20 protein-coding genes are annotated in these 24,126 nt (G+C 68.3%); 13 read left to right on the forward strand and 7 right to left on the reverse strand.

All coding sequences use genetic code 11. The annotated features are described in order from the left end of the window. Positions 1-85 precede the first annotated feature (85 nt). A complete protein-coding gene (locus IG78_RS50945; RefSeq protein WP_037684697.1) occupies positions 86-472 on the forward strand; it encodes a DUF6332 family protein in 387 nt (128 codons plus the stop codon). Here the strand turns inward: IG78_RS50945 and IG78_RS0101695 are convergent. The 3 genes from IG78_RS0101695 to IG78_RS0101705 all read right to left on the reverse strand — a co-directional run bounded on the left by IG78_RS0101695 (position 433) and on the right by IG78_RS0101705 (position 4,321). Continuing rightward, on the reverse strand, positions 433-1,098 hold the full coding sequence (locus tag IG78_RS0101695; protein ID WP_030559159.1) for a response regulator: 666 nt from the start codon (positions 1,096-1,098) through the stop codon (positions 433-435). The two genes, IG78_RS50945 and IG78_RS0101695, sit on opposite strands and share 40 nt — an antisense overlap. Continuing rightward, positions 1,095-2,306: a sensor histidine kinase gene (locus IG78_RS0101700; RefSeq protein ID WP_037684700.1), complete on the reverse strand. Its 1,212-nt coding sequence runs from the start codon at positions 2,304-2,306 to the stop codon at positions 1,095-1,097. Before IG78_RS0101700 ends, IG78_RS0101695 begins: the two co-directional genes overlap by 4 nt. Before the next feature lie 812 nt (positions 2,307-3,118). Then, positions 3,119-4,321, reverse strand: a complete 1,203-nt coding sequence (locus IG78_RS0101705) for a geranylgeranyl reductase family protein (RefSeq protein ID WP_030559163.1) — start codon at positions 4,319-4,321, stop codon at positions 3,119-3,121. A gap of 142 nt (positions 4,322-4,463) precedes the next feature. Between IG78_RS0101705 and IG78_RS0101710 the strand changes: the two genes are divergently transcribed. Next, positions 4,464-5,819 (forward strand): dipeptidase, encoded by a 1,356-nt coding sequence (locus IG78_RS0101710; protein WP_030559164.1) that lies wholly within the window; start codon positions 4,464-4,466, stop codon positions 5,817-5,819. Between the two features lie 402 nt (positions 5,820-6,221). Next, positions 6,222-7,217, forward strand: a complete 996-nt coding sequence (locus tag IG78_RS0101715; protein ID WP_030559165.1) for an ArsR/SmtB family transcription factor — start codon at positions 6,222-6,224, stop codon at positions 7,215-7,217. Between the two features lie 12 nt (positions 7,218-7,229). On the opposite strand, the gene IG78_RS0101720 is transcribed toward IG78_RS0101715, so the two are convergent. The 4 genes from IG78_RS0101720 to IG78_RS0101740 all read right to left on the reverse strand — a co-directional run bounded on the left by IG78_RS0101720 (position 7,230) and on the right by IG78_RS0101740 (position 12,121). Then, complete coding sequence (locus tag IG78_RS0101720) at positions 7,230-8,273, reverse strand: NUDIX hydrolase (protein ID WP_030559167.1); 1,044 nt, start codon at positions 8,271-8,273, stop codon at positions 7,230-7,232. Continuing rightward, entirely contained in the window at positions 8,270-9,643 is a 1,374-nt protein-coding gene (locus IG78_RS0101725; RefSeq protein ID WP_157855735.1) for an integrase, read from the reverse strand. The genes IG78_RS0101720 and IG78_RS0101725 overlap by 4 nt, the downstream gene beginning before the upstream one ends. Before the next feature lie 454 nt (positions 9,644-10,097). Next, entirely contained in the window at positions 10,098-10,505 is a 408-nt protein-coding gene (locus IG78_RS0101730; RefSeq protein WP_030559169.1) for a hypothetical protein, read from the reverse strand. A 1,106-nt stretch (positions 10,506-11,611) separates the two neighbouring features. Continuing rightward, positions 11,612-12,121 carry a helix-turn-helix domain-containing protein gene (locus IG78_RS0101740; protein ID WP_030559171.1) on the reverse strand — a complete coding sequence of 170 codons (510 nt, stop codon included), beginning with the start codon at positions 12,119-12,121 and terminating at the stop codon, positions 11,612-11,614. Between the two features lie 423 nt (positions 12,122-12,544). Here IG78_RS0101740 and IG78_RS0101745 point away from each other — a divergent pair, with 423 nt between their 5' ends. The 10 genes from IG78_RS0101745 to mobL all read left to right on the forward strand — a co-directional run bounded on the left by IG78_RS0101745 (position 12,545) and on the right by mobL (position 24,036). Continuing rightward, complete coding sequence (locus tag IG78_RS0101745) at positions 12,545-12,937, forward strand: hypothetical protein (RefSeq protein WP_051852279.1); 393 nt, start codon at positions 12,545-12,547, stop codon at positions 12,935-12,937. Between the two features lie 138 nt (positions 12,938-13,075). Continuing rightward, positions 13,076-14,380, forward strand: a complete 1,305-nt coding sequence (locus IG78_RS0101750; protein WP_030559174.1) for a hypothetical protein — start codon at positions 13,076-13,078, stop codon at positions 14,378-14,380. 321 nt (positions 14,381-14,701) lie between these two features. Beyond that, complete coding sequence (locus IG78_RS43785) at positions 14,702-16,606, forward strand: phage tail tip lysozyme (protein ID WP_030559175.1); 1,905 nt, start codon at positions 14,702-14,704, stop codon at positions 16,604-16,606. A 197-nt stretch (positions 16,607-16,803) separates the two neighbouring features. Then, positions 16,804-17,787 carry a hypothetical protein gene (locus IG78_RS0101760; protein ID WP_030559177.1) on the forward strand — a complete coding sequence of 328 codons (984 nt, stop codon included), beginning with the start codon at positions 16,804-16,806 and terminating at the stop codon, positions 17,785-17,787. Next, positions 17,784-18,485 carry a hypothetical protein gene (locus IG78_RS0101765; protein WP_030559178.1) on the forward strand — a complete coding sequence of 234 codons (702 nt, stop codon included), beginning with the start codon at positions 17,784-17,786 and terminating at the stop codon, positions 18,483-18,485. Before IG78_RS0101760 ends, IG78_RS0101765 begins: the two co-directional genes overlap by 4 nt. A 113-nt stretch (positions 18,486-18,598) precedes the next feature. Next, the gene (locus IG78_RS0101770; RefSeq protein WP_030559180.1) at positions 18,599-19,348 is read left to right on the forward strand and encodes a hypothetical protein; all 750 of its coding nucleotides are present in this window, start codon (positions 18,599-18,601) and stop codon (positions 19,346-19,348) included. After that, a complete protein-coding gene (locus IG78_RS0101775) occupies positions 19,345-20,055 on the forward strand; it encodes a hypothetical protein (protein WP_030559181.1) in 711 nt (236 codons plus the stop codon). The genes IG78_RS0101770 and IG78_RS0101775 overlap by 4 nt, the downstream gene beginning before the upstream one ends. Positions 20,056-20,118: 63 nt before the next feature. Then, positions 20,119-20,628 (forward strand): hypothetical protein, encoded by a 510-nt coding sequence (locus IG78_RS0101780; RefSeq protein ID WP_030559182.1) that lies wholly within the window; start codon positions 20,119-20,121, stop codon positions 20,626-20,628. Continuing rightward, complete coding sequence (locus IG78_RS0101785) at positions 20,628-21,653, forward strand: hypothetical protein (protein WP_030559183.1); 1,026 nt, start codon at positions 20,628-20,630, stop codon at positions 21,651-21,653. The genes IG78_RS0101780 and IG78_RS0101785 overlap by 1 nt, the downstream gene beginning before the upstream one ends. A gap of 94 nt (positions 21,654-21,747) precedes the next feature. Then, positions 21,748-24,036, forward strand: coding sequence for a relaxase MobL (gene mobL, locus IG78_RS0101790; RefSeq protein ID WP_030559185.1), 2,289 nt, complete (start codon positions 21,748-21,750; stop codon positions 24,034-24,036). Positions 24,037-24,126 lie beyond the last annotated feature (90 nt).

Consider the following 24,126-nt stretch of genomic DNA (forward strand, 5'->3'; position numbering starts at 1 on the left):
GTGCCGGACGCCCGGCGGGTTCCTTGCCCGCCGGGCGTCCTGCTGTTTCACTCGCTGTACGGGAACGACCTCCGGGGGGGAAACCATGGCGCGGGGTACGGGACGCGCACGTCGCAGCCAGGCCGAGCGGGACGCCGTCACGATCGAGATCGGGTACGCGCTCGTGAGCGCGACGGTGGTGGCGCTCGCCGTGATCGGCGTGGTCGTGGCAGGCCCCGCGCTGGCGTTCGGCCTGTCGGACGCGGCGGAGCGCATCCTCCTCGGCGTGGGCGTCACCCTGGCCGTGACGGCGTTCGTCGTACGGCTCGTGACGGTGCTGTGGCGGTTCACGACGCGTGAGCGCGCGCGGCGGGCGGCGCTCGACGGCGGCGCGCCGTACGGGGGCATGGACATCACCACGTACCTGGAGAACCGCGGGGACGGCGGACCGGGTCAGCCGAGCCAGCCGGGCCGGACGAGGCCCGACTCGTAGGCGAGCACGACCAACTGGGCCCGGTCCCTGGCGTTCAGCTTCACCATGGTGCGGCTCACATGGGTCTTCGCGGTGAGCGGGCTGACGACGAGGCGGCGGGCGATCTCCTCGTTGGAGAGGCCGATGCCTACGAGCGCCATCACCTCCCGCTCGCGTTCGGTGAGCTCGCTCAGCGTCCCGGCGGCCGTGGGCTCCTTGGAGCGCGCGGCGAACTCCCCGATGAGACGGCGCGTCACCCCCGGCGACAGCAGCGCGTCCCCGGCGACCACCGCCCGTACCGCGCGCAGCAGCTCCTCGGGTTCGGTGTCCTTCACCAGGAAGCCCGAGGCGCCGGAGCGGATGGCCTCGAAGACGTACTCGTCGAGCTCGAAGGTGGTGAGCATGACCACCTTCACCCCGTCGAGGTCCGCCTCGCCGGTGATGCGGCGGGTGGCCGCCAGGCCGTCGAGCACCGGCATGCGGATGTCCATCAGGACGACGTCGGGGCGCAGTTGGCGCACCAGGCGCACGGCCTCCTCGCCGTCCGGCGCCTCGCCCGCGACCTCGATGTCGGCCTGCGCGTCGAGCAGCGCCTTGAACCCGGCGCGGACCAACGACTGGTCGTCGGCGAGCAGTACGCGGATCACTGGTCCTCCTGGGGAGCCGTGGGGCCGGTGCGGGTGGGCAGGACCGCGGTGACCCGGAAACCGCCGTCCGGGCGCGGGCCGGCCTCGATGGTGCCGTTCAGGGCGGCGGCCCGCTCCCGCATCCCGGCGAGACCGTTGCCGCTTCCGCCAACCCGGGCGCCGGTGGCGGGCCCTTCGTCGTCGATCCGCAGGGTCACCGCGTCGAGGGCATGGTGCACCGTCACGCGGGCGGTGCGCGAGCCCGAGTGGCGCACGACGTTCGTCAGGGCCTCCTGGACGATGCGGAACGCGGCCAGGTCGGCGCCGGGCGGCAGGGCTTCGCCGCGGCCCTCCGTGGTGACGGTGACCGTCAGGCCGGCGCTCCTTGCCTGCTCGACGAGTTCGGGGACGCGGTCGAGGCCGGGGGCGGGGGCGCGAGGTGCGGCGCCCGGGGCGCGCAGGGTGTCGAGAACCTGGCGGACCTCGCCGAGCGCCTCCTTGCTCGCGGCCTTGATGGTGGTCAGGGCCGTGCGGGCCTGCTCGGGGTCGGCGTCGAGCAGGGCGAGGCCGACGCCCGCCTGGACGTTGATGACGGAGATGCTGTGGGCGAGCACGTCGTGCAGCTCCCGCGCGATGCGCAGGCGTTCCTCGTCGGCCCGGCGCCGGGCGGCCAGCTCGCGTTCCTCGCGCTGCTTGATCCACTGCTCGCGGCGGGTGCGGGCCAGTTCGGAGACGGCGACGATGGCCACGACCCAGACCGCCACGGCGATCTCCTGCGCCCAGGGCTCGGCCTCGTCACCCGCGGGCGGCAGCTCCCGGTACAGCCAGTGCGCGATCAGGACGTGCCCGGCCCAGAGCGCCCCGAGGGCACCCCACGCCGCCTTGCGGTGACCGGCGACGACGGCCGCGAAGCAGGCCACGGCGACGGTGACGAAGACCGGGCCGTACGGGTATCCGGCGCCGAGGTACACCAGGGCCGTCCCGGCGGCGAAGTACGCCACCGGCACCGGGTGCCGGTGGCGCAGCAGGAGCGCGGCCGTGCCCGCGAGGAGCAGGGCGCGCGCGTAACCGTCGACCGGTACCTTGTCGGGCTGGCCGTGCGCGGCGAACGTGGTGCCGACCTGTACGAAGAGGGTGAGCAGCACGGTGGTCGGCCACGGCAGGCGCCGCGGCCCCGCACCCCCGAGCCGCCACCACGGCGGGCCGTCCCGCCACCAGGGCGGCCCCATGGGCCGCCCCGGCGGGCTCGGTCGCCGCGACCTCTTTGGGCCCTGTTGCCGCGACCCCGACGGGCTCGGTCGCCGCAACCCCGGCTGGTCCTGCCGCCGTGACGCCAGCGGGTCCGGTCGCCACCGCTGCGGCAGACCTGGTCGCCCCCGCTGCGACGGGTCCGGTCGCAGCGGGGGCGGGTCCGGCAGCGACCCCCGCCGCGGGCCCTGCCCCCACCGCCGCTGCACGCCCAGCCACCACCCCGGCCCGTGCCCCCGCCACGGCGGCCCCGCACCAGGCCCAGGCGCTTCCGCAGGGCTCGACGGCGGCTTCGCCGAACACGACGGCGACGGGTCCGGCAGCGCCCCCCGCCGCGGACCCTGCCTCCACCGCCGCTGCACGCCCTGCCACCACCCCGGCCCGTCCCCCCGCCACGACGGCCCCGCGCCAGGCCCAGGCGCTTCCGCAGGGCTCGACGGCGGCTCCGCCGAACACGACGGCGACGGGTCCGGCAGCGCCCCCCGCCGCGGACCCTGCCTCCACCGCCGCTGCGCCCCCTGCCACCACCCCGGCCCGTCCCCCCGCCACGACGGCCCCGCACCAGGCCCAGGCGCTTCCGCAGGGCTCGACGGCGGCTCCGCGGAACGCGACGGCGGCGGCCCGTCCCCGTCCCGGGGCGGACCGCCGTCGGCCTTGCGTCCACGCTGCTCTTCCATGGCAGTCACGCTAGACCGCGGGCCCGCTGCCGGGCGTCCGCCGGGCGCGGTGATCAGGCGTACTCCCGGTGGAGTACGAAGGCCGCACGGAGCACCCCGCCCCGGAGGGGAAGGAGCTACTTGTCCATCCGGCTCAGGACCCGCCCCGCCACCGGGTGCGTCCGCACGATCTCCGCCAGCGTCGTCGCACCCCGGGTGATCTTCGCGAAGGCGTTCCACGCGGGCCGGAATCCGGTGATCGCCGTGTGCAGCAGACCGGGGCGGCGCTCGAAGACGGTGAGCATGCGGCGGCCGACGCTCATCTCGACGCCGAGGCCCGCCTTGACGGCGAACGCGTAGTTCAGGGCCTGGCGGCGGGCGTCCACCGCGTCGTGCGCCTCCGCGATCCGCACCGCCCACTCCCCCGCGAGCCGCCCGGAGCGCAGCGCGAAGGAGATGCCCTCGCGGGTCCACGGCTCCAGGAGCCCCGCCGCGTCCCCGCAGACCAGGACCCGTCCGCGCGACAGGGGCGAGTCGTCGCTGCGGCAGCGCGTGAGGTGGCCCGATGAGATGTCCGGCTCGAAGCCCGCGAGGCCGAGGCGGGCGATGAAGTCCTCCAGATACCGCTTCGTGGCGCCGCCTTCGCCGCGCGCGGAGATCACACCGACGGTGAGCGTTTCGCCCTTGGGGAACACCCAGCCGTAACTGCCCGGCATCGGACCCCAGTCGATGAGGACGCGGCCCGCCCAGTCCTCGGCGACAGTCGAGGGCACCGGGATCTCGGCCTCAAGACCCAGGTCGACCTGGTCCAGCTTCACACCGACGTGCGCCCCTATGCGGCTCGCGCTGCCGTCGGCACCGACGACCGCGCGGGCCAGGACGGTCTCGCCGCCCTGGAGGACGACGGCGACGGTGCGCCGGTCGGGGACCGCGGGGCCGTGCTGCTCGACGCGCACCACCGTGGCACCCGTGCGCAGCTCGGCGCCCGCCTTCTGCGCGTGCTCGACGAGCTGCTGGTCGAACTCGGGGCGGTTGATGAGGCCGAACAGCATGCTGCGGGAGCGGCGGGTGCGGGCGAACTTCCCGTCGAGGGAGAACGTCACCGCGTGCACCCGGTCCCGCAGGGGCAGCTCGAACCCGGGCGGCAGCGCGTCCCGCGAGGGGCCGATGATGCCGCCGCCGCACGTTTTGTACCGCGGCAGTTCGGCCTTCTCCAGGATCAGTACGCTGCGTCCCGCGACGGCCGTCGCATAGGCCGCCGAGGCGCCCGCGGGGCCCGCGCCGACCACGACGACGTCCCACACCTGCGCCGCGTCGTCCGCTGAGTTCTCGCTGCTCACGTTGGTCTTCCGCTCCCGATCCCGCTCTTGGCCGCGCTGACCGCGCTCTCCTGAGGCATCCTACGGCGCACGTCCGCGCGAACCTCCTGTGGGAGGATCACGTACACCCCCGTACAACGTCGCACCCACGAGGAGCGTGCCCATGTCCCCGCATCCGGTCGCCGAGACCGTCGCCTCTCTCATGCCGAGGGCGAAGGCCGAACTCACCGAACTGGTGGCGTTCAGGTCGGTGGCGGACTTCGAGCAGTATCCGAGGAGCGAGAGCGAGGCCGCCGCGAACTGGGTGGCCGACGCGCTGCGCACGGAGGGCTTCCAGGACGTCGCGCTGCTCGACACCCCGGACGGCACACAGTCGGTGTACGGGTATCTGCCGGGCCCCGAGGGCGCCCCGACCGTCCTGCTGTACGCGCACTACGACGTGCAGCCGCCGCTCGACGAGGTGGGCTGGGCGACACCGCCCTTCGAGCTGACCGAGCGGAACGGCCGCTGGTACGGGCGGGGCAGCGCCGACTGCAAGGGCGGCATCGTCATGCACCTGCTCGCGCTGCGCGCCCTGAAGGCGAACGGCGGCGTCCCCGTGCACGTCAAGCTGATCGCCGAGGGCTCGGAGGAGCAGGGCACGGGCGGCCTCGAGCGGTACGCGGAGGCGCACCCGGACCTGCTGCGGGCCGACACGATCGTGGTCGGTGACGCGGGCAACTTCCGGGTGGGGCTGCCGACGGTGACCGCGACGCTGCGCGGCATGACCCTCGTACGCGTACGGATCGACACCCTGGCGGGCAATCTGCACTCCGGGCAGTTCGGTGGCGCGGCGCCGGACGCCCTTGCCGCGCTGGTGCGTGTCCTTGACTCGCTGCGGGCGGAGGACGGCTCGACGACGGTCGAAGGCCTTGCCGCCGACGGCGTGTGGGACGGCTTGCAGTACGCGGAGGACGACTTCCGCAAGGACGCCAGGGTCCTCGACGGGGTCGGGCTCATCGGTCGGGGCTCGGTCGCCGACCGCATCTGGGCGCGCCCCGCCGTCACGGTCCTCGGCATCGACTGCCCGCCGGTGGTCGGCGCGACGCCGTCGGTGCAGGCGAGCGCGCGGGCGCTGATCAGCCTGCGGGTGCCGCCGGGCATGGACGCGGCCGAGGCGACGAAGGCGCTGCGGGCCCATCTGGAGTCGCACACTCCGTGGGGCGCGCGCGTCACGACGGAGCAGACAGGGCAGGGGCAGGCGTTCCGCGCGGACACCACGAGCCCCGCGTACGAGGCGATGGCCGCGGCGCTCAGCGAGGCCTACGACGGCGAGAAGATGCAGGCGTCGGGCATGGGCGGCTCGATCCCGCTGTGCAACACGCTGGCCGCCCTGTACCCGGAGGCGGAGATCCTGCTGATCGGCCTGAGCGAGCCCGAGGCGCAGATCCACGCGGTCAACGAGAGCGTGTCGCCCGAGGAGCTGGAGCGGATGTCGGTGGCGGAGGCGCTGTTCCTCCAGCGGTACGCGACGAGCTGACCGTCTTTCGCAAGCCGCGGCTGCCGTGGGCGGATCCCCCTTCGCCCACGGCAGCGTGCGCGGGCCGCCGGGTCCCGACAGTTGCCCCACGCATCCCGCTTTTCCCCGTGGCCGGGGAGCGCCTCCGCAGCTCCCGTACCGACGCCTGAATTCTCGCCAGGCGCGGCGGCACGTCCCGGGCCTTCGCATTTCGCGAAATTCCAAATTCAGCACGGGATTTCGCATACGACCGTCTTACATCTGCTGCTCCACACGTTTCCCCGTTGCCGTGCGTGCCGGGCAAGCACCTCGCTCTTTCGCGCCGAAAAGAGACTCCTGCCCCTACCGGTCAAATGCTAGAAGTGTGCGATCGGATGGAAATTCGAGGTACCGAACACGGGTACCGAACATGGGGGAAACGGAATGCTCAGGATTCACTTCACCTCGGACGATCTCGCGCGCACACGCTTCGCCGACGCACCCGACCCGATGTGGGAGGTGAACATCAGCCTGCACCGGCTGCAACGCCGCGACGCCTCCGTGCTCTTCGGCCCCTGGCGGCGGTGGGTGGCCCCCCGGCTCCCGGCCGGCCTCCGGCTCCTCACCGCCCTGTCCCCGGCCCGGGGTTACACCTGCGACTTCCTCACCCCGCGGACAGGGGCGGGACTGCGGGCCCAGACGACCGCGCTGCGTGCCCTGCCCCGCGGCAGGCTGCGGGCGGAGCTCGAAACCTTCGGGCGCTGCAATCCGGGGCTCCGGCTGCCCTCGTGGACCGCGGACCTCGCCGCCGGGTCCGCCACGGTGCTCGGCCGCATCGCCGACACCACGCACGCCTACTTCGACGCCGTCCTGCAACCCCACTGGCAGGCCGTCCACGGCGCGGTGCAGCGTGACGTCGCCCTGCGCACGCGCGGCCTCGTACACGACGGGTGGGCGGCGGTGTTCGCGACGCTGCACCCGTCCGCGCGCTGGGACTACCCGGTCCTCACCCTGGACTTCCCCGTCGACCAGGACCTCCACCTCGAAGGCCGCGGGCTGCTGCTGCAGCCGTCGTTCTTCTGCCGCTACCGCCCGACAGCCCTGTTCGACCCCGCCCTTGAGCCCGTCCTGGTCTATCCGATCGAGCACCGCCCCAACTGGGAGCGCCCCGCTCCCGTCCCGCAGGGGCACCCGGCCCTCACCGACCTCCTCGGCCGCGCCCGCGCCCTGCTCCTGAACGCCGCGGCGGACGGAACCTTCACCACGACCGAGCTGGCCCGGCACACCGGGCTGACCCCGTCCAACGCCAGCAGGCACCTCACCGCGCTGCGTGCGGCCGCGCTGATCTCCAGCCACCGGCACCGCAACACCACACTGCACAGGGTCACCGCACTGGGGGCCTCGCTCCTGAACGGGCGGCAGCCGCTGCTGCCCGCCTGACGCGCCTTCGGCTCAGCCGCCCACCGGCTCGCCCGCCTCCAGGTACAGCGGCGCACCCCGCTCCCGTGCGCGCAGGGCCCAGCGCAGGCGTGCGTAGCGCACCGGGGGCAGCAGCCGCTCGGCCTCGGCCTCCGTGACGAAGCGCCAGTCGCGCAGTTCGGGGCCGGGCAGGAGCAGGTCCTCGACCTCGGCGCCGGCGAGCCTGCCGCCGTCGAAGAGGAAGCGCATGCCGCCGTACCCGGGCGGCTTCGGTGCCTCCCAGTCGGCGACGAGGAGCCGGGGGGTTCCGCGGAGCCGGATGCCGGTCTCCTCGGCGACCTCACGCACGCCCGCTCGCGCGGGGGCCTCGCCCGGCTCCACCACACCGCCGGGGAACTCCCAGCCCGCCTTGTACGTCGGGTCGACGAGCAGCACCCGGTCCTGCTCGTCGAAGAGCAGCACCCCGGCGGCGAGCGTCTCGGCGGTGGGCTCGGGGGTCTGCACGATGTCGCAGACGGCGGCGGCTCCGGTGCGTACGGCTTCGGCGACGCGCTCGGCCGTCTCGTACGGTGTCAGGGCGCTGGTGTCGACCCGGTGGGCGTCCGCGCCGAGCCAGCCGGCGAGCGCGGCGGAGTAGGGCTCGATGTGGTCGAAGGACCACTGCCGGACGCGCAGTTCACCGTCGGGGGCGTCCAGGGGGAATTCGCGGCGGGCGATGCGCGCACGCAGGATCGTTTCGTCCGGGGCGAGCAGAACATGGCGTACGCCGATCCGGCGGGCGGCGAGGCCCCCGAATATCTCGTCGCGGTACTCCTGGCGCAGCAGCGTCATCGGTACCACCAGGACGCCGCCGACCTCGGCGAGCAGCCCGGCGGCGGCGTCGACCACCAGCCGCCGCCAGATCGGCAGGTCCTGGATGTCGCTCACCTCGGCGAGGTGCTTGGCGGGCAGCAGGTGCGGGAGCGCGCCGCCGATGACCTCAGGGTCGAAGAGTGTGCTGTTCGGGATCAGCTCGATCAGTTCCCGTGCGGCGCTGGACTTGCCCGCACCGAACGCGCCGTTGATCCAGACGATCATTCGTTCTCCAGGACCGGAAGGCCGCTGAACAGCAGCGGAGTCTCATTGAGGAGATCATCTGGGGGAAGGGTGGGAAATGGTGGCACCCACAGCCCTGCCCCCACTACCTCCTTCTCCCAAACAGACTGGAGATACTCCACAATCCGCTCCTCCATCGCGAGCGTCACCTCACTGTACGTACCCTCCACACCAGGCAGTTCGTGCCCCATCCGCGCCTCGACCGCCACCTTCGGGATGTTCCCGGCCTCGTCCAGCTTCGCCTTCGCCCAGTGCCGCAGTCGATAGATGTCTGCGCCGGCCAGCTCGGGCACTGCGGGGATCGCGGGCCGCTGCCAACGGTCGTAGCGCAGCCGCGCCGGCCTCTCATCCGCACCGTCTCGCATCGGATACCAGTAGTCCGTCTTGAAGTTGGTCGACAGCATCGGTTTGCCCGTCATTGAAACGAACAACCACGGACTCCGATGGGATGCGAGAACCGTCGCGTGCATCTCATCCAAGAATGGTGGGATCACCAGTGTTCTCCAACTGTCGTACTTCGGTGCTGCAAGTACGTGTCGGCCGTCGGCGACGTAAGTCTGGTATTGGACGCGCAGCGCGGACAAGTCCCGGTAACGGGTCATGGATTCTTCGCGGAGCTCTTCATCCGGTTCCGATTCAGGCCAGTGCGTGGAACAGAATCCGCGCTGCAACCCGAAGGTCTCTCCTGGCGGTCGCATGCAGGTGAACGCGAGGGTCCAAATGTACGCCCACCCGCTGTACCCCCAGATCGTATGCGCGTTGACCGCAACCCGATGAATGGCCTCGATGGGAAGGGTGCGCTTCTTCCTGCGAACCTGGGCCTTCTTGTACTTCCCGCGTCTATGCTGCTCGACGATAGGGCTGTTTTCGCGGAGACGGTACTTAACGATGGCGTCGTCCATCATCATCTTGAAGACGGCAAGAACCCCTTTACGGTAGCTGTCGGAGTACTTCGCCGTGACGAATTTATCGAAGGCGGCGTACTCGATCGGGGTGACCTGGTCAACGGCGCAGTGCCGCCAGTAGGGTTTGATGACGGCATTGAGTCGCGACTTATAGGTCTTGTTGGACCGCACCCGCAGGTCAAGGCTCTCGAACCAGAGGTCGCAGTAATCGCTCATCATTGTGCGGTCTGCGTTTCGCGGACGGTGCCGCTTGTTGCGCACATCGGACTCTCGGTCGAGTCCGTACGCGTACGCTGCATCCTCGTCCTCGAAGGGGACTCCGGGCTCCGGGCCGGAGGCACTCTCGTACTTCTTCTTCTTGGTGGGATTTCCATCGTCGTCGAGTAGGTACTCTCCGCCCCACCACTTGACGCGGATTGAGTTTCCGCGCCTCTCTACGCTGGGCATCTTCCATCCCCCCGGATGGTGTAGGTGAGCTGTCGCGGGAGGATGACGGGTACCTCTACCGTCGATCCCTCCACGGCGGCTGGCAGCCTACCGCCGTTGCCCGACCGGGCATCCACGGCAGGACGGGCAGTCGCGGCCCTGCGCCTTCATGTACCGCTGGACGCGCTCTTGGAGCGCGCTGTCGCGGGCTACTCGGGACGACAGGACACACACCGTCTCACCTGCTACATGAGTCGCGTATCCAAGGAAGTTGGACGACGGCCCAAGATCGAGGCAGATGACATTACTCACCGGTCCCCCTGATGCTTCCGAACGGAGACCTCCCCGGGTGGGTGTTGGTCAGAGTTACACGCCGAACGGGTGCGCGGCAGGGGGCGGGTGATGTTTCGTCACCCTCTGCGGTCACGATCAGATAACAGCCGAAAGGTTGTACGACCGGTGGACTTTTCCCTCCTTACTCGGCCACATTGCCGGAGCGACGCAACACTTCGACAAGCTCATCAGTGAACGCATCAAGATCTCCGATGCTCGCCGTGGGCAGCTTCGCACGCGCGGCACTGAACGCCGCACTGCGCAGCACCTCTGGGCGCAGGGGCTCCTTGTTCACCGCAGGCACTTCGGCGTCGTCGACGAGGAAGGGCTCCCCGCCCTCAGCAATCGCGATGGAGCTGCGCCTTTCCCACCGCAGGGCACGGTCGACCTTGGCATAGGTCGACTCTCGCACCGACTCCGCTTCCTCGACCCGCTGCCAGGTGTCCTTGGAGATGCCGGCCGCCTTCGCCGCCGCGAGGCGCGAGGGGTACAGCTCCATCCGGTGCGCCTTCACGCGGGAGGCGAGGCGGCGGAGATCGCGGGTTGCCATGTCGACATATTCGCAGGGTCAGCTAGAACCAGCTAGGTCCACCCTGCAGTTCGGCTGAATCTTGAGAAAGAAAACCCCGGGTCAGGCTAACTAGAGCTAGCTAGCTATTGGGCGTTTTTCGGCGACTTTGAGGCTAACCAAGGCGAATGTGAGACGAGGTGAGGCCCTGACGGGTCTCCGGCGCGGCGGAACGCCCCGCTTCCACCGCCCCCGCACAGAGCTACGGCCGGGCGGATGCTTGACCGGCGACGCACCGGGCCTGGGTGGAGATCCACCCGGCCTCCGCATCGGCAGGCCGTGGTGGGCATCATGCGCGGCATTGTGATCTCGGTCGTGGGGCTCGCCCATCGTCTCGGGGGTAGAGCCGGGTGATCGTCACAGCGCTGGCAACCTCGGGGTGTCTGCGCAGGCGGCCTTGGTGCGCCGCCTGGAGGGCGGGTGAGCATAGGCAGGGCCGGTCACTCAAGGGGCACGCCGGTCAGTCCTGATCGAAGGGTAGCGCCAGATGGTCGACCCCGAGGTCCCCGTCGTCGTAGACGGCTTCGGAAGCGACTCTGTCATATGCATCAGTGAGGTCTGCGCCACTGGCCCCGAGGATGCTCTCCCAGTCTGTTCCCATGGGTGCGACTCCATTCGTGCTCCTGAAGGAGCTTTGGCGATGTGGGTGTTGATCTCGTCGGCTCGGGCGAAGATCCGCTCCTCCTCTTCGGGAGCGATGCGCGAGGGCGCCAACGAGCGAGGATGACCCTCTTGCGTATCGGCTGGACGAGCAGGTCTGGGGCGTTGACGCGGTGCGAGGCTCATCACGAGTTCGCACCTGGCTCGCCCGTTCCCCACGCTGGGGGGCGATGTACCGCACTAGAGGGGACGCGCGGGATTCACGAGACTGGTGTTACGTGGCGACGCGCTGCACACGCGCATGAGGGAGGCCTTGAGGATGGATCCGTCGGCGTACGGTTCTCCACAGCCTACGAGCTGGTCACGTAACTCAGGCAGGGTACAACGGCGCGAGCACCGAGGAGATCATGCGGGTCGGCCGGTGACGGAAGCCCGAAACGGTGAACGTCAACGACCGGGAGTTCAACCCGGCCCCGCCCGCAACAGCGTCATGCGCCTGTGTCTGCGACCTCTCCGGCCGACTTGTTGCGGGCATCACGCATCCGGGCGTCGAGAGCGGCCTGGGTCTCAGGGTCGAGCTCGTAGTCGCCGGCGGTTTCAGGGTTGACGTCCAGCGCGTGAGAGCAGAAGGCCTCCCGCTCGGCGGAGAGCTGCTGGATGGTCTGAGTGATCCGGTGGATCTTCTGGCGCAGCCTTTCCCATTCCTGCTCGGCGAGGGCGAGCTCGGCGAGCTGGTTCTGGATCTCAGCCTCGTTCTCGCGGGCGTAGTTGTCGCTGACCAGCGTGATCAGAGGGACCCCGAGAGCCTCGGCAGCGGTGACCGCCTCGTCGAGCCTGACCGCGCGGGTCTGCTGCTCGATGCGCGTGATGGCAGTGGAGTCAACGTTCGTACCGAGCAGTGCGGCCATACGGCGTGCTAGCTCTGCCTGGCTGATGCCGAGGCGTTCGCGTTCTTGACGAAGTCGGCGGGCGAAAAGGTCCCCAGGCAGCGAGTTCATGGCGGTTTGATACTTCCTGGTCAAGATCGCGATCGATGGGGTGCGGAGGGCGACCCGCCTCGAAATCGAGCAGGCCAGCGTCGCAGCAGTACTGAAGCGGCACATTACACATCCCACACTGCGGATACCACAGACGTCCGCCACGGGCCTGCGGTCGCGCACCGCGATGCCGATTTGCCTCGTTTCCGAGTATCTTTCGACCCTTTATCGATAGCCCCTTTGCGCCTCCTGTGCTCTACCATTGAAATGGGGTAGATTAGTCACTCTAGATACGCACGTATACGAGCCGGATGGAGAGAGAGCGACTTACCGACCGATCACTCCTGCTTCTATCGCTGCCAGTCCTGGTGGGCTGGCCACGCTTGTCGCCTTGTAACTCACTGTCATGCCATCGAATGATTCGAAAGGTGAGAGGAAAGAACCGTGACGAAGATCTACGAGGCGGCCGTCCTCACACAGGCCTCTCTGCCGAGTGCAGCCTGGGACCTGACGAGCTTCCTGCAGAACGCCAAGTCCCAGATCCAACTCTGGGGCGGTCTTCTGCTCATGCTGCTCGGTGCTGTCGGCCTGGTCTGGGGCGGCGTACTCCTGATCAAGAAGCTGATGGCCAACCCGCAGTCCGCGGGTCAGCAGCAGGGCTGGGGCACGATCGCGCTTCTCATTCTCGTCGGCGGAGCCCTGGGCACTGGCGGGTGGTCGCTGATCTCGACGGTGGGTTCCGGCAGCCAGGAGACCATCACGGACCTCGGCGGCGGCACGGTGATCGTCCAGACCGTCGATCAGGTCCCCGGGTTTCTGAGCGGCCCTTCCAAGTAGGAGGCCGTCACAGGCCGTGCACACGACCGGGGACAGAGGCGTCGAGCGCACCGGGTCGGTTGAGGTGCAAGGTCTCCTCCGGTCCGGTTTGCCATATCCGGGCCCGCAGCACGGTGCAGGCACGAAAGAGAGCAGAACGTGGGGATCAAGGACAAGGCACTGGCCTTCAGCAAGAAGTTCAAGCTCGACTCGCACCACGCGATCGAACGTTTTGGGGTGTTCTTCGGCATCTTCGCGGTCACGGGCGCGATCGTGATCAGCGCATCGGGGGTCTCGGCGTACCAGGCGGAGCGTGACTCGCTGTCGCGGACGGCGCTGTACACCAGCGACTTCAAGACGTCGAAGACGAATCTCGACGGCACCGTCGACGGGGTCTATACCAACGAGAGTGGCAACAGGGCGCTCGTGATGATGCATTTCAGTCCGACCGCTCAGATCTCGTACAGCGCCGCGGACTACAGAGCGTTCCTGCTCGGGTCGGACACCTCGCTGAACAGCGAGCCGGTCAGCACCAGCGGGATCAAGGGCTCCTTCTACGCCTTCGGTTCGACCGGCTACGTCGGGGTCCTCCTGAACGCCGACCGGCCTTTCGACCGTCAGGTGTTGAACCTGACGGTCCGTGCGAATGCCGAACTCACCACGCCCGGAGCGGAGCAGGCGCAGGGCAGCGGCAAGCTGGCCGGCGACGAGACCTTCTCCAAGTACGACCAGTGGCGGGTCTTCTTCAACCCCGGCGCATCCGGGGTCCAGAAGATCGCGGCGCTCGACGCCCTGGCCTTCGACCCGGCGCAGGCCTACTACGAGGTCGCGCTCAAGGAGATGGAGGCCGAAGCCAGGGATGCCCTGGACCAGAAGCTCGTCGAGATGCGCGCGAATCTGACGCAGATTCAGTCGTACACCTCCGACCTGCAGACGACGAAGATCGACGGCCTGTTCCTGCGTGCGCCGACCGTTCCAGTCTCGATTGCCACCGACAAGATCACGGGCGTCTCCGCAGCCGAGGCCACGGACGGCTTCTCGACGCTGGTGCTGCAGACCAAGCACGTTGTCCCGGGCGGCTTCAACCTCAACTGGCGTGCAGGCAACGTCTACGACGGCTACCTCGACGCCCTGGTTCCGGCCGGTCAGAGCTACGCCCAGTTCTTCACCAAGAAGCGCGACGAGGGCTCGGATCCGACGAGCCAGCAGATCTCGGACATGCGGTGGATCCTCTCGGACGGCACCAGCCTCACCAGGGACTACCAGTCCTCTGACGTGACGATGCGCCCGTTGCTGAACATCATGAACAACCTTTCACAGGCGTATCAGAACTACTCCCGGAACAAGTCGCTGTACGAGTCTGACCTGTCGCTCGAACTGCTCCGACTGGACGCGAGTCTGCGGGACGTGCAGACCAACAGCACCATTCGCGACGACAAGGAATTCCTCACTACTTTCCACTAAGTGAGTCGATGAAGTGAACGCATCCCGCTACCTGGTATTAAGCCGGAAAGGAAAGCTACATGAACACCGACAAGCCGAATCGGAGTCCCAGGGAGGGAACAACGAAGGACCAGCCGCGCACGCCGGTGAGTCAGGTGGATGCCCCGGCAGGGTCGCGGGACCAAGAGCCTCGACCCCGCGGAGGGCATTGAGATGCCTCCCGCAGGCAAGGCCAGCGTGCCCAAGCAGCTCCCGGGGCCGGGGGCTGATTCTTCTGGCCTTACTGGGGCGGCGCACACTGCGCCGAAGGCACCAGAGGCCGCGTCGAAGATCAAACAGGGCATGAACGGCGTCGCCGGGAATGTGGCCGGAGGCGCGGCCCAGAAGGCGATCGAGGGAGACGGCAGCAGCGCGATCCGCCGTAACGCCGGGCGTCACGCGGGAGCTGCGGTCTCCGGTGCTGCGGCCGGCGCACAGGTCGGCGGGCTTCCAGGAGCCGCCGTTGGCGCAGCGAAGAACGTCGGCGTCGAGGGGGTCCAGGACGCGGTCAAGGGCATGTCCAAGGTCACCGGTGCCAGCCCGGACGCCGAGCCGGCCGACCAGCGCAAGCTGGGCGCCGGCGGCACGGGCTACGAGCGCGGCGCGTCGAAGGACGACGAGGGCCTGGGCTCGAAGGCGGCCAAGGGCGTCGCCGCCGGTGGTGGCGCGGCTACTGCCCCGCCGGCCATGGGCGTGGTCACAGCCATGGCCCTCCTGAACTGGCTGAAGTCCATGTTCTTCGCCGCCATGGCGCTGGCCGTCAACGCCGGGAAACTGCTGTGGACGCTCATCGTCAAAATCATCAAGGCGCTCATCGTCAAATTCCTCACGGCAGTTGGTCACGCGATCGCTGCGCCGTTCATGGCGGCCGGCAGCGCTTTAGCCAAGGGGGCCGGCGCGGTCCTGGGCGTCACTGCCACGGTGACATTTACCCCTGTAGCGGCAGCGACGTCGGGTGCGGTCGCGGTGACCGCCACCGTGGCCCTGCTGGGCACGGTTTTGACCGGCGTCCTCAACTCGACGGCGCTGACTGAGGGCAGCATCAACGCGAAGGGGACGGCGTGCGTCGTCAACGCGGGTAGCGTCGGCAACGGTTCCGGGGCCACCGTCCCGGCAAACGTGGAGAAGAACGCCAAGGAGATCTACTCGGTGCTCAGCAGGTGGGGGATGCCGAAGGAGAACATCGCGGGCATTCTCGGCAACTGGTCGCAGGAGTCCGGGATCGACCCGACGAGCGTGCAGACCTTCCCCACGCGGACGTATGCCATGACCGCCAAGAAGGCCAGCGCCGCGCAGAACACGGACAACGGCATCGGTCTCGGGCAGTGGACGTTCGGCCGCAACACGCTGCTGCGCCAGTACGCGAAGAGCAAGGGCGTCGACTGGTTCACGACTAAGGCCCAGCTGGCCTTCATGGTCGATGGTGACAACCCGGGCGATGTCACGGTCTTCAGGGGCATGCTCAAGAAGTCGCAGGGCTCGCCGCGTGCGGCGGCGCTGCACTTCCACGAGAGCTGGGAGCGCTCCACTGACGGCGCGTCCGGGCTCACCGCACGAGGCGACAGCGCCGAGATGTGGTTCGCCAAGATGAGCGGCTGGTCAGTCGACAGCTCGATCCTGGGCGGCGTCGAGAACATCGTCGGCGGGATCATCGAGAACATGGGGAACGGGATCAATACGATCCTGGGCAACTGCACCTCCAAGGGCGGCAGTTCCGTCTCGCTGAAGGACGGCGGGATGACGCAGGAGGAGGCCCAGGCCCTCGTCGACCTCTTCAACAAAGAGGGCGGGAAGTTCCTGGATGACCGGTACGGCCCGGACGGTGGCCCGGGTTCCTGCAACGGCAACCACGCGATGAACTGCGTGTCGTTCTCGACTTACTTCGTGAACAAGTACACGACGTTCCAGACCTACCCGGCCGGCGACGGCAAGGAGACGGCGTACACGATCGCGAGGGAGACCGGCAAGCAAATGTCCTCGGCCCCGAAGGCGTACTCGGTGGGCTCCGGCCCGGGCTCCGGCCCCGCCGGCCACACTCTCGTGGTGCTCGGCGCCCAGGGCGACAAAGTCATCCTCGGCGAGGCCGGCTACTGCGCTTACATGGGTCGAGTTCGCGTCGACAGCGCGGCGCGGATGGCGGCCGAGGGCTGGAAGTTCGTGGACATGTCGGATTCGATGCTCCCCACCGGCAAGATCAAGACGGTCTGACGCGCTGCATCTGACCTGGGAGTGAGAAGCCGGCGCTCGGCGATCAGGGCACCGGCTTCTTCATGTCCGGTGCCGGCCCTGCGCGCCGGCTTAGCTTTTCGGCACCCTTATCGAATGAACTACAACTCGGCCGCGAATACGTTTCTGGATAGACTTGAGTCGTTTATGAGAGCAACATGGAGTGAGGAGTGTGTTCCGTGACGACAGTCCGTGACGAGTCCGAGAGCACAGGCCCCGAGCGGGAGACCGGGTCGATGCCCGAGGGGAAGCCCGCGGCACCGAAGACGCGCAAGAGGGTCACCGGAGCCGAGCTCGAAGAGCGCTTCGCGGGCTGGACAATGCGCCAGCGCGAACGGGTCCGGGTACGCAGCCCTGAGGACAACGCGCGTCTGGTCCGGCGCAGCGTGACGGCGGTGGCGGGGGCCGGGATCCTCGCACTGGTCGTCGCCACGGGCGTGGCCGGCGAGAGCTTCAAGGCGAGCACGGCGGACAACGAGGCCCAGATCGTCCAGCTCCAGGGACACCTGGCTGATGCCCAGTCCACGCCCGCGGGGGCGGACGCCGGCGCGGATCTGTCCAAGCTCACCGCGGCGGCAGCCGCCGACGCGAAGAAGGTCGCGACCGGGGAGCAGGCCTTCGCCACGTTGTACCACCGGGCCCGCGGCCAGCCCAGCCCGAACAACGGGACCCCGGATCAGGCCACACTGGAGATCATCAAGCACCGCCGGGACATGGCACCGCTGTTCAGCAAGGAATCCTTCCTGGTCAGTGACAAGGAGGCGTACAGCACCTCGTCACTGACGCCGTTCGACGCCACCACCGAGATCGATCCGCGCCACGCCTGGTACATCCGCTACGACGGCCAGAACGCAGCTGCCCCGAGCACGTACGCATGGAAGGTCGAGACGGTGATGCCCGATCTGAGCCTGAAGGACGGCTCGGGCGCGGCGAACCAGGCAAAGGTCGTCTGGCTGTGCCAGGACACGAAGAGCGGCGAGGTGCTCGCCTGGGCGAGCGCGCGCTACGTGCACAACGGCACGACGGGGGCCTTCGGCCACTTGGCGCTCGTGGTGACCGCCGTTGGGGCTCAGTACGAGAACCCCGTGATCAAGGTGCCGGCCGGGTCCGGAGTCCCTGAACTCAGCGGCACAGGCCCACAGAAGAAGGGCGGCAAGCGATGACGGAGCAGACGGCAGCACCCACGCGGCGGGGATTCTTCCGGCGCAACCTCTCGGTCCTGGTGGTGGCAGCGGTCCTCACGGTCGTCGTGACGGCTGCGGGTGCAACCTGGAGCAGCCAGCACGCGGCCCTGGCTGAGCAGGAAGCCCAGATCAACGACGTCGAGGAACAGCTGGCAGGCATCCAGAAGAAGAACGCCGAGCAGGTGAACGCGGATGTTATGGCGGCCCTGGGCGTCAGCCAGAACCGGCTGAGCACCGACGGCGAGCGCATCGAGTCGCTGCTTTCCACGGCCTTCACGTGGGACTCGGGACAGAGCTACGAGGCGGCGCGCAAGAGCCTGAAGAGCCGGTTCGGCCTCACCGAGAACGAGACGTTCCTGAAGTCGTTCATGCCTCCGTCGAGGTTCAACGAGGACTCCCAGGGGCGGCGTTACTACTACATCGACACAGTCGGCCTGAACTCGGCCCTCGGCAAGGAGCCGGACGTAGAGGTCGTCGACGCCAAGGCGGGCGTCTACACCTACGCCATCCTGGCCGACGTCGAGGTCACCTCCGACGCGGTGTCCCAGAACAAGGCGAGCAAAGCCAGTGTCACGGCGCACCGGCGCGCGCTGCTCTTCGCCACGGTCGACGCCCAGGGCGAGGTCTCGGATCTCTCCGGCGTCCCGGCGAGTGGTGAGACTCGCCATTCCGAATGACTCAAACACCCTTTCCATTTGCCTCATCGATAGAGTTTCCTTGGTACTCGAGTGAAATGGTGAGTTGAGGACCAGTGTCATCGACACAGACCGATGAGTCGGGTAGGGGCGCAGTGCGCAAGACGCGCTTCGTCTCGACGTTTGCGTCCTCGCAGAAGGGCGCGGACACTCCTGGGCAGACGGAGCCGGCGGGCGGCCTGCGCAAGCGCACCCTCGCGGCCGGCGTGAGCATGGGTGTGGGCGCACTGCTGTGCTTCGCACTCTCCGCGGGATTCTCCGGCGGTCACAGCGCGGTGGCCGATACGACTGCGCCGGAGATCTCCTCTCTGCAGGAGCAGATCAGGATCACCGAGGCGAAGACGGCGACGTTACCGAAGGCCGACGACGCCGAGCGTGGGCTGACCGCGGCCCAGACGGCGGCTGGTCAGGTCGCGAAGCTGCAGAACGACTATCGCTACCTGACGCCCAGCGTGGCGGCAGACGGCGGCACGCTCGACACGGCGACGTCTCAGTCGACGCTGCACAACCTCATCCCCTACTTCGCCCCCTCGGTACACCAAGCGGACCTGGGACCGTGGTACCTGCTCGCCAGGGACAAGGACGTAGCGGCCGGCGTCGGGATCCCGATGAGCTTCAACTCCGGTTTTAAGTGGGTCGCCCAGGTGCCCTACCTGGTCAACGACGACAGCACCATCACAGTGACCTGGCTGGCGATGGAGACCAGGACGGGTGCGGGCGAGAGGCCGGCGGTGCTGGCCTGGGCCCGCGCCGATTATGACCTGGTCCGCAAGGCGTTCGTGAAGCTCCGGACCGGCACGACGGCCACGGGCGAGGCCCTGAAGCAGGAGGTGAAGGCACCGTGAAAGAAAAGATCCCGGACAGGCTGCGCCAGCACGCCGGGAAGATCCTGCTCGCCGGTAGCGGCGCGCTGCTCGCGCTCTCGGTGGTCACGCTCGGAGCCAGCCTGCTCAGCGACGGCCCGGCCGCGTCAGACACCCAGGCCGATGTGGTTGTTCAGCAGCTCGAAGGCAACCTCGGCGACGCCCGGGCCGAGCTCGCAACACAACACACGGCGCTGCTGGCTCAGCTGCCGGACATGGACATCGAGCGGGTGAACCGTGACGGGGCGACAGGCCGGTCGCTCCTGCTCAGCCTCACCAACAGCTCAGCGTCGACCCGGACCGTCACGGAGCAGCAGGTACTGCTCGACGCGCGCTACGGCTTCCTCGACCACAAGTCCCGGGTGCTCACCGAGTTCGTTCCGGAGTGGATGACGGCGACCGGAGCCACGAAGGGCGCTGGGACGACGTACAGGCTTGCTGATCTGGACATTGATGTGAGTCGGGTGCAGAGCCTGAACTACTCCTACACGGGGGTGGCCCGGCTCGATCCGGTCCGCGTCGGACCGAATCAAAGCAGCGCTGCCAAGAGCAAGTTCGTGGTCTTCACCTACTCCACCTCTCAGAACGGCACGGTGACGTCGCTGGACGCCTATCGGGCCTCCAGCAAGACCCGCGACGCCCTCGCTGCCGCCAGCAGGAAACCGTCCTCCCCCGAGCCGGCCGGGTGAGCGAAGCGCCCACCGCTTCAGCACGCACCCCAGAAGACCCCGACAAGACGTAAGGACACGAGCATGTCAACCCAGACCCTGGAGAAAACCAAGCCGACCGCCCCGACGAGCACGGCCGCCACGGTGAAGCCTATGAAGGAACAGAAGAACTCGAAGCTGCGCACCGGATGGCGGCGGCTGGCCCCGAAGAAGGAGACCGGCAGGTTCTCCGTAGCGGTGTGGGCAGGGTTCTTCCGGGTCATCGTCCTTCTCGCCGACTGCCTGCTGGCGTTCATCACGGCCATGGTCATCATCCCGCTGCTGGGCGCATGGCTGCACCGGCAGTCGGGCGCATCCCGGGGTGCGCTCAGTGCGGACGGAACCATCACCTTGTGGCTGATGCCGCTCCTCTTCCTGGTCGCACTGCTCGTCGCGGGCGAGATCATCGTGATGCGCGGCATGTGGCGCTGGGCAACGCGGATGATCGAGAAGATCCGGGACGCCCGGGGCGAGGCGACCGGGGCCGACGTCACAACGAAGTCCACGGCCAGGACCACCAGCCAGAGCAAGACCAACCACAGGAGGAGCAAGTGATGCGCACCGCAGGACTGACGATGAACGACGTATGGGCCCACCGTGTCCTGCGTGAACGGGGAGTGGAGACGTACCGGCTGGAGGGGGTGCCCGCCGAGCTCGGCGTCATGGTCGAATCGCTCGATCTCAAGCACCGGGGCAAGGAGGAGAACTACCGCCCGTATCTGCACATGACGGGCGAGCTGCGCTCGGTCACCCCGGCCAAGGCCCTGCCGTTCGGCATCTCCCAGGTGACCTACTCCCCCGGCCAGGGCGAAAAGGTAGACGCCTTCTACGAGTTCGACGACCAGCAGCTGGTCGTGCTCGCCAGCAAGGGCTACTTCACGAGCGGCTTCGCCGTGCCCGAGCAGGTCACCGGGATCGAGTGGGAGCTGCCGGCCACGGCGGACATGCTCGTGCTCGCTCCGTCGGGGGCGCAGACCGAAGGCGATACACCCGTGGTCTTCACCCAGATCCACGACATCGGGGGCCTGGAAATCGATCTCGAGTCCGCCGGCTACGACCTCACCGGCTACTTCGCCGACCACTCCAGGGACGGCGTCCCGCGGGCTGAGGCTGTGGTCGATGCTCACGGGTTGAAGGCACGTTCGGACGCGATCAACTCGCTGTTCACCGAGGACGAGCTGGGCCTGGACACCGAGGTCAAGCAGATCGTCGGAGCGTCCGTGCCTGAGGCAGCGCCGGTCGCCAACGGCATGAGCGCTCGCCTGCAGCAGATCGAGGCGGAGATCGCCGCCGAACGCGTGCAGTACCAGACCGAGCGTGCGAGCACCGAGGGCACCACGGAGAACCTCTACCGGGAGCGCGTGGCGGCAGCGTTGCAGACGGCTGAGGAGCAGGAGGAGCCGTTCGCTCCCCCGGTCCCGGTCCGCGAGGCTCAGCGCGACCTGGAGCTGGAGGAGAAGGAGACCCGCCGACGTGAGGTCAAGCCCGCTCCGAGTCTGGACGAGCGCAAGCGCCAGGTGTCCCAGCATGCGGCCGATCTGGACTTCAGTGAGGACGGCGAGCAGAGCCTGGGGCCCTGAGTACGGATCAGGCATGACGAGCGCGGCCCCGGTTGCTGGCGGACAGCAGCCGGGGCCGTAGTGCATCGGTACCGAGACAGGAAGGAGAGCGACGATGGGCCTGAAGCAGGACATCATCGTGGTCAACGAGTTCAGTGTGCCGCTGCCCGGCGGCAAGGGATCGCGCGGTGCGACACCGGGTGACTACGTCACCCGGTACATGGCCCGCGAGCAAGCGACCGAGTCGCTGGCTCCGATCCAGCGCCTGCGCACCGATGACTTCATCATGCGCTACATGGCGCGGGAGTCTGCCGTTGAGCGCGCCGGTATCTCGCGGAGTGCGGCGAAGCATGAGATGCGCCAGGCCCAGGGCGACGGCGGCGTGGCCTTCGGCTATGACTCGGTCTCACTCTCCGACGAGCAGCTGCGCGCGGCCGGCAACGACATCCAGCAGCACTTCGAGAACGGCAAGACCGTACTCAAGACGGTGGTGTCCTTCGACGAGGAGTACCTGCGGAAGCACAAGATCGTCGACAAGGACTTCCACTGCGAAGCCCGCGGCGACTACCGCGGTCACATCGACCAGATGAGGCTGCGCATGGCGATCATGCACGGTCTGGAGCGGATGAATTCGGGCACCAGCGGCTTCGACGACCTGCGCTACGTCGGGGTCATCCAGGTCGATACCGAGCACGTGCACTGCCACCTGGCCATGGTCGACGGCGGCCGGGGGCAGGTGACGAAGAACGGTACGCAGCGCGGCAAGCTCCTGGACCGGCACAAGTCCAGGCTCCGCCGCGGTATTGACACCTGGCTCGACGAGAAGCAGGCGGTGACTCATCTCTCCAGCGCCGTCGGCTACGAGCGGCGCAACGTCACCACCTTCATCAAGCGGTGGGCGCACGAGCGGATCCGCGCCGAGTCCCTGCCGCAGTTCCTGCTCGCCTGCCTGCCGGCAGACCGAACGTTGTGGCGCGCCGGCTCGAACGACGCCCGCATGCGCAAGGCGAACCAACTGGTGACCGAGCTCGTGAAGGAGCAACTCGACCGTGCCGGATCCCCGATGCCGGAGGCCATGGAACGCATCGTCGACTACGCCAACGAGCGCCGCGCGAAGGAGTCTCTGAGCACGGAGGAATGGCAGAAGCTGGTCGAGCAGGGACGTACGCAGATCATGGAGCGCACCGTCAACGGCGTCTACCAGATGCTGCGGGCCATGCCGGAGTCGGAGCTGCGGGTGCGCACGCCGATGCTCGAAGTCATGGGGATGGACTACCAGCAGATGGCGGTGCTCGCCGCGGACCGGCAGGGCGAAGACGAGAATACTGAGGCCGACTTGGTCTCCTTCGGCTTCCGACTGCGCAGCTACGCCTCACGCCTGCAGCATCACCGGGAGAAGGCCGGGGTCTACCGCGACCTCGCGCACCAGTGGGAACAGGCCGAGAAGGCCGACGTCGCCGCCGAGGACTCGCGCCCGCTCTACGACTTCTACCGTTTCGAGGAGAACTACCACCGGCGGCTGATGAGCAAGTACCGGCACTTCCTGCCCTTCCCCGGGGACGCCGGCCAGTGGTACGGGCAGCAGCAGGACGTGGCGACCTACGGTCAGCGGCTGCTCTCGCTCATGGCGCTGCGCGCGGATGCCTCCCTGCAGCGGATGAAGGACCCGGAGGAGGCCGAGAACCTGGGCCGGACAATCTACGATCAGCCCGGCGGCAGGCTCCTGGCCGAGGGCAAGCGCGGCCGAGCAATGCTGGACGCGCGCATCCGGACGATGAAGCAGTCCTATGACCAGAAGCTGGACAACCTGCGGGCCGATCTCGCTTCCTCCGGCCTGGTGCTGCGCGTGGGGTCGAGCGCCGAGGATCAGGCGAGTACGGAGACCGACGGAGTCAGCACGGACCTCAAGATCGTCGCTGGTGCCGCGTATGACTTCGACGAGGTCAAGGCCCTGGACCTGCACCACCTGGGATACGACTTCGTCACCGACGTCGAGATCGGGCTGCACGCGCGCCAGTCCTTCGTCGAGACGACCAGGGACCGCCGGCGGCTGCTGCTGGCGTCGATGGAGTACCTGGACCAGTCCGGCCAGGCCGAGGCAATTCCCGATCTGCCGGTGGACGATGTCGCGGCGATGACACGGGTCTCCCGGGAGCTGGCACCTCAGCAGACAGACGAGGACTCCGGCACCCTCGTGTTGCGCTCGCGGATCGCGGAGCTGCGCGCCGGGAGCGAGCAGGCCGAGCGGATGCGGCGGTCCAAGGCTTCGTCACTGGACGCCGACCTCGTCGTGCGGGTCCAGGCTCAGGTCGATCAGGCTGTGACCACAGCGGACGCCGGAATGGCATCCGATCCGCAACCATCTCCCATCTCGACCGACTTTGAACGTGAGCAGAAAGACTAGTCGATGGTCTTGTCGAATGCCCTATGAGAGTATTAGCGTAAAGAGCGTTCGGCGGGAACTCAATGCTTTGTCCGGACAACGTGACTGATC

Origin of the sequence: Streptomyces aureocirculatus, assembly GCF_000720475.1 — a bacterium.
Taxonomy (GTDB): domain Bacteria; phylum Actinomycetota; class Actinomycetes; order Streptomycetales; family Streptomycetaceae; genus Streptomyces; species Streptomyces aureocirculatus.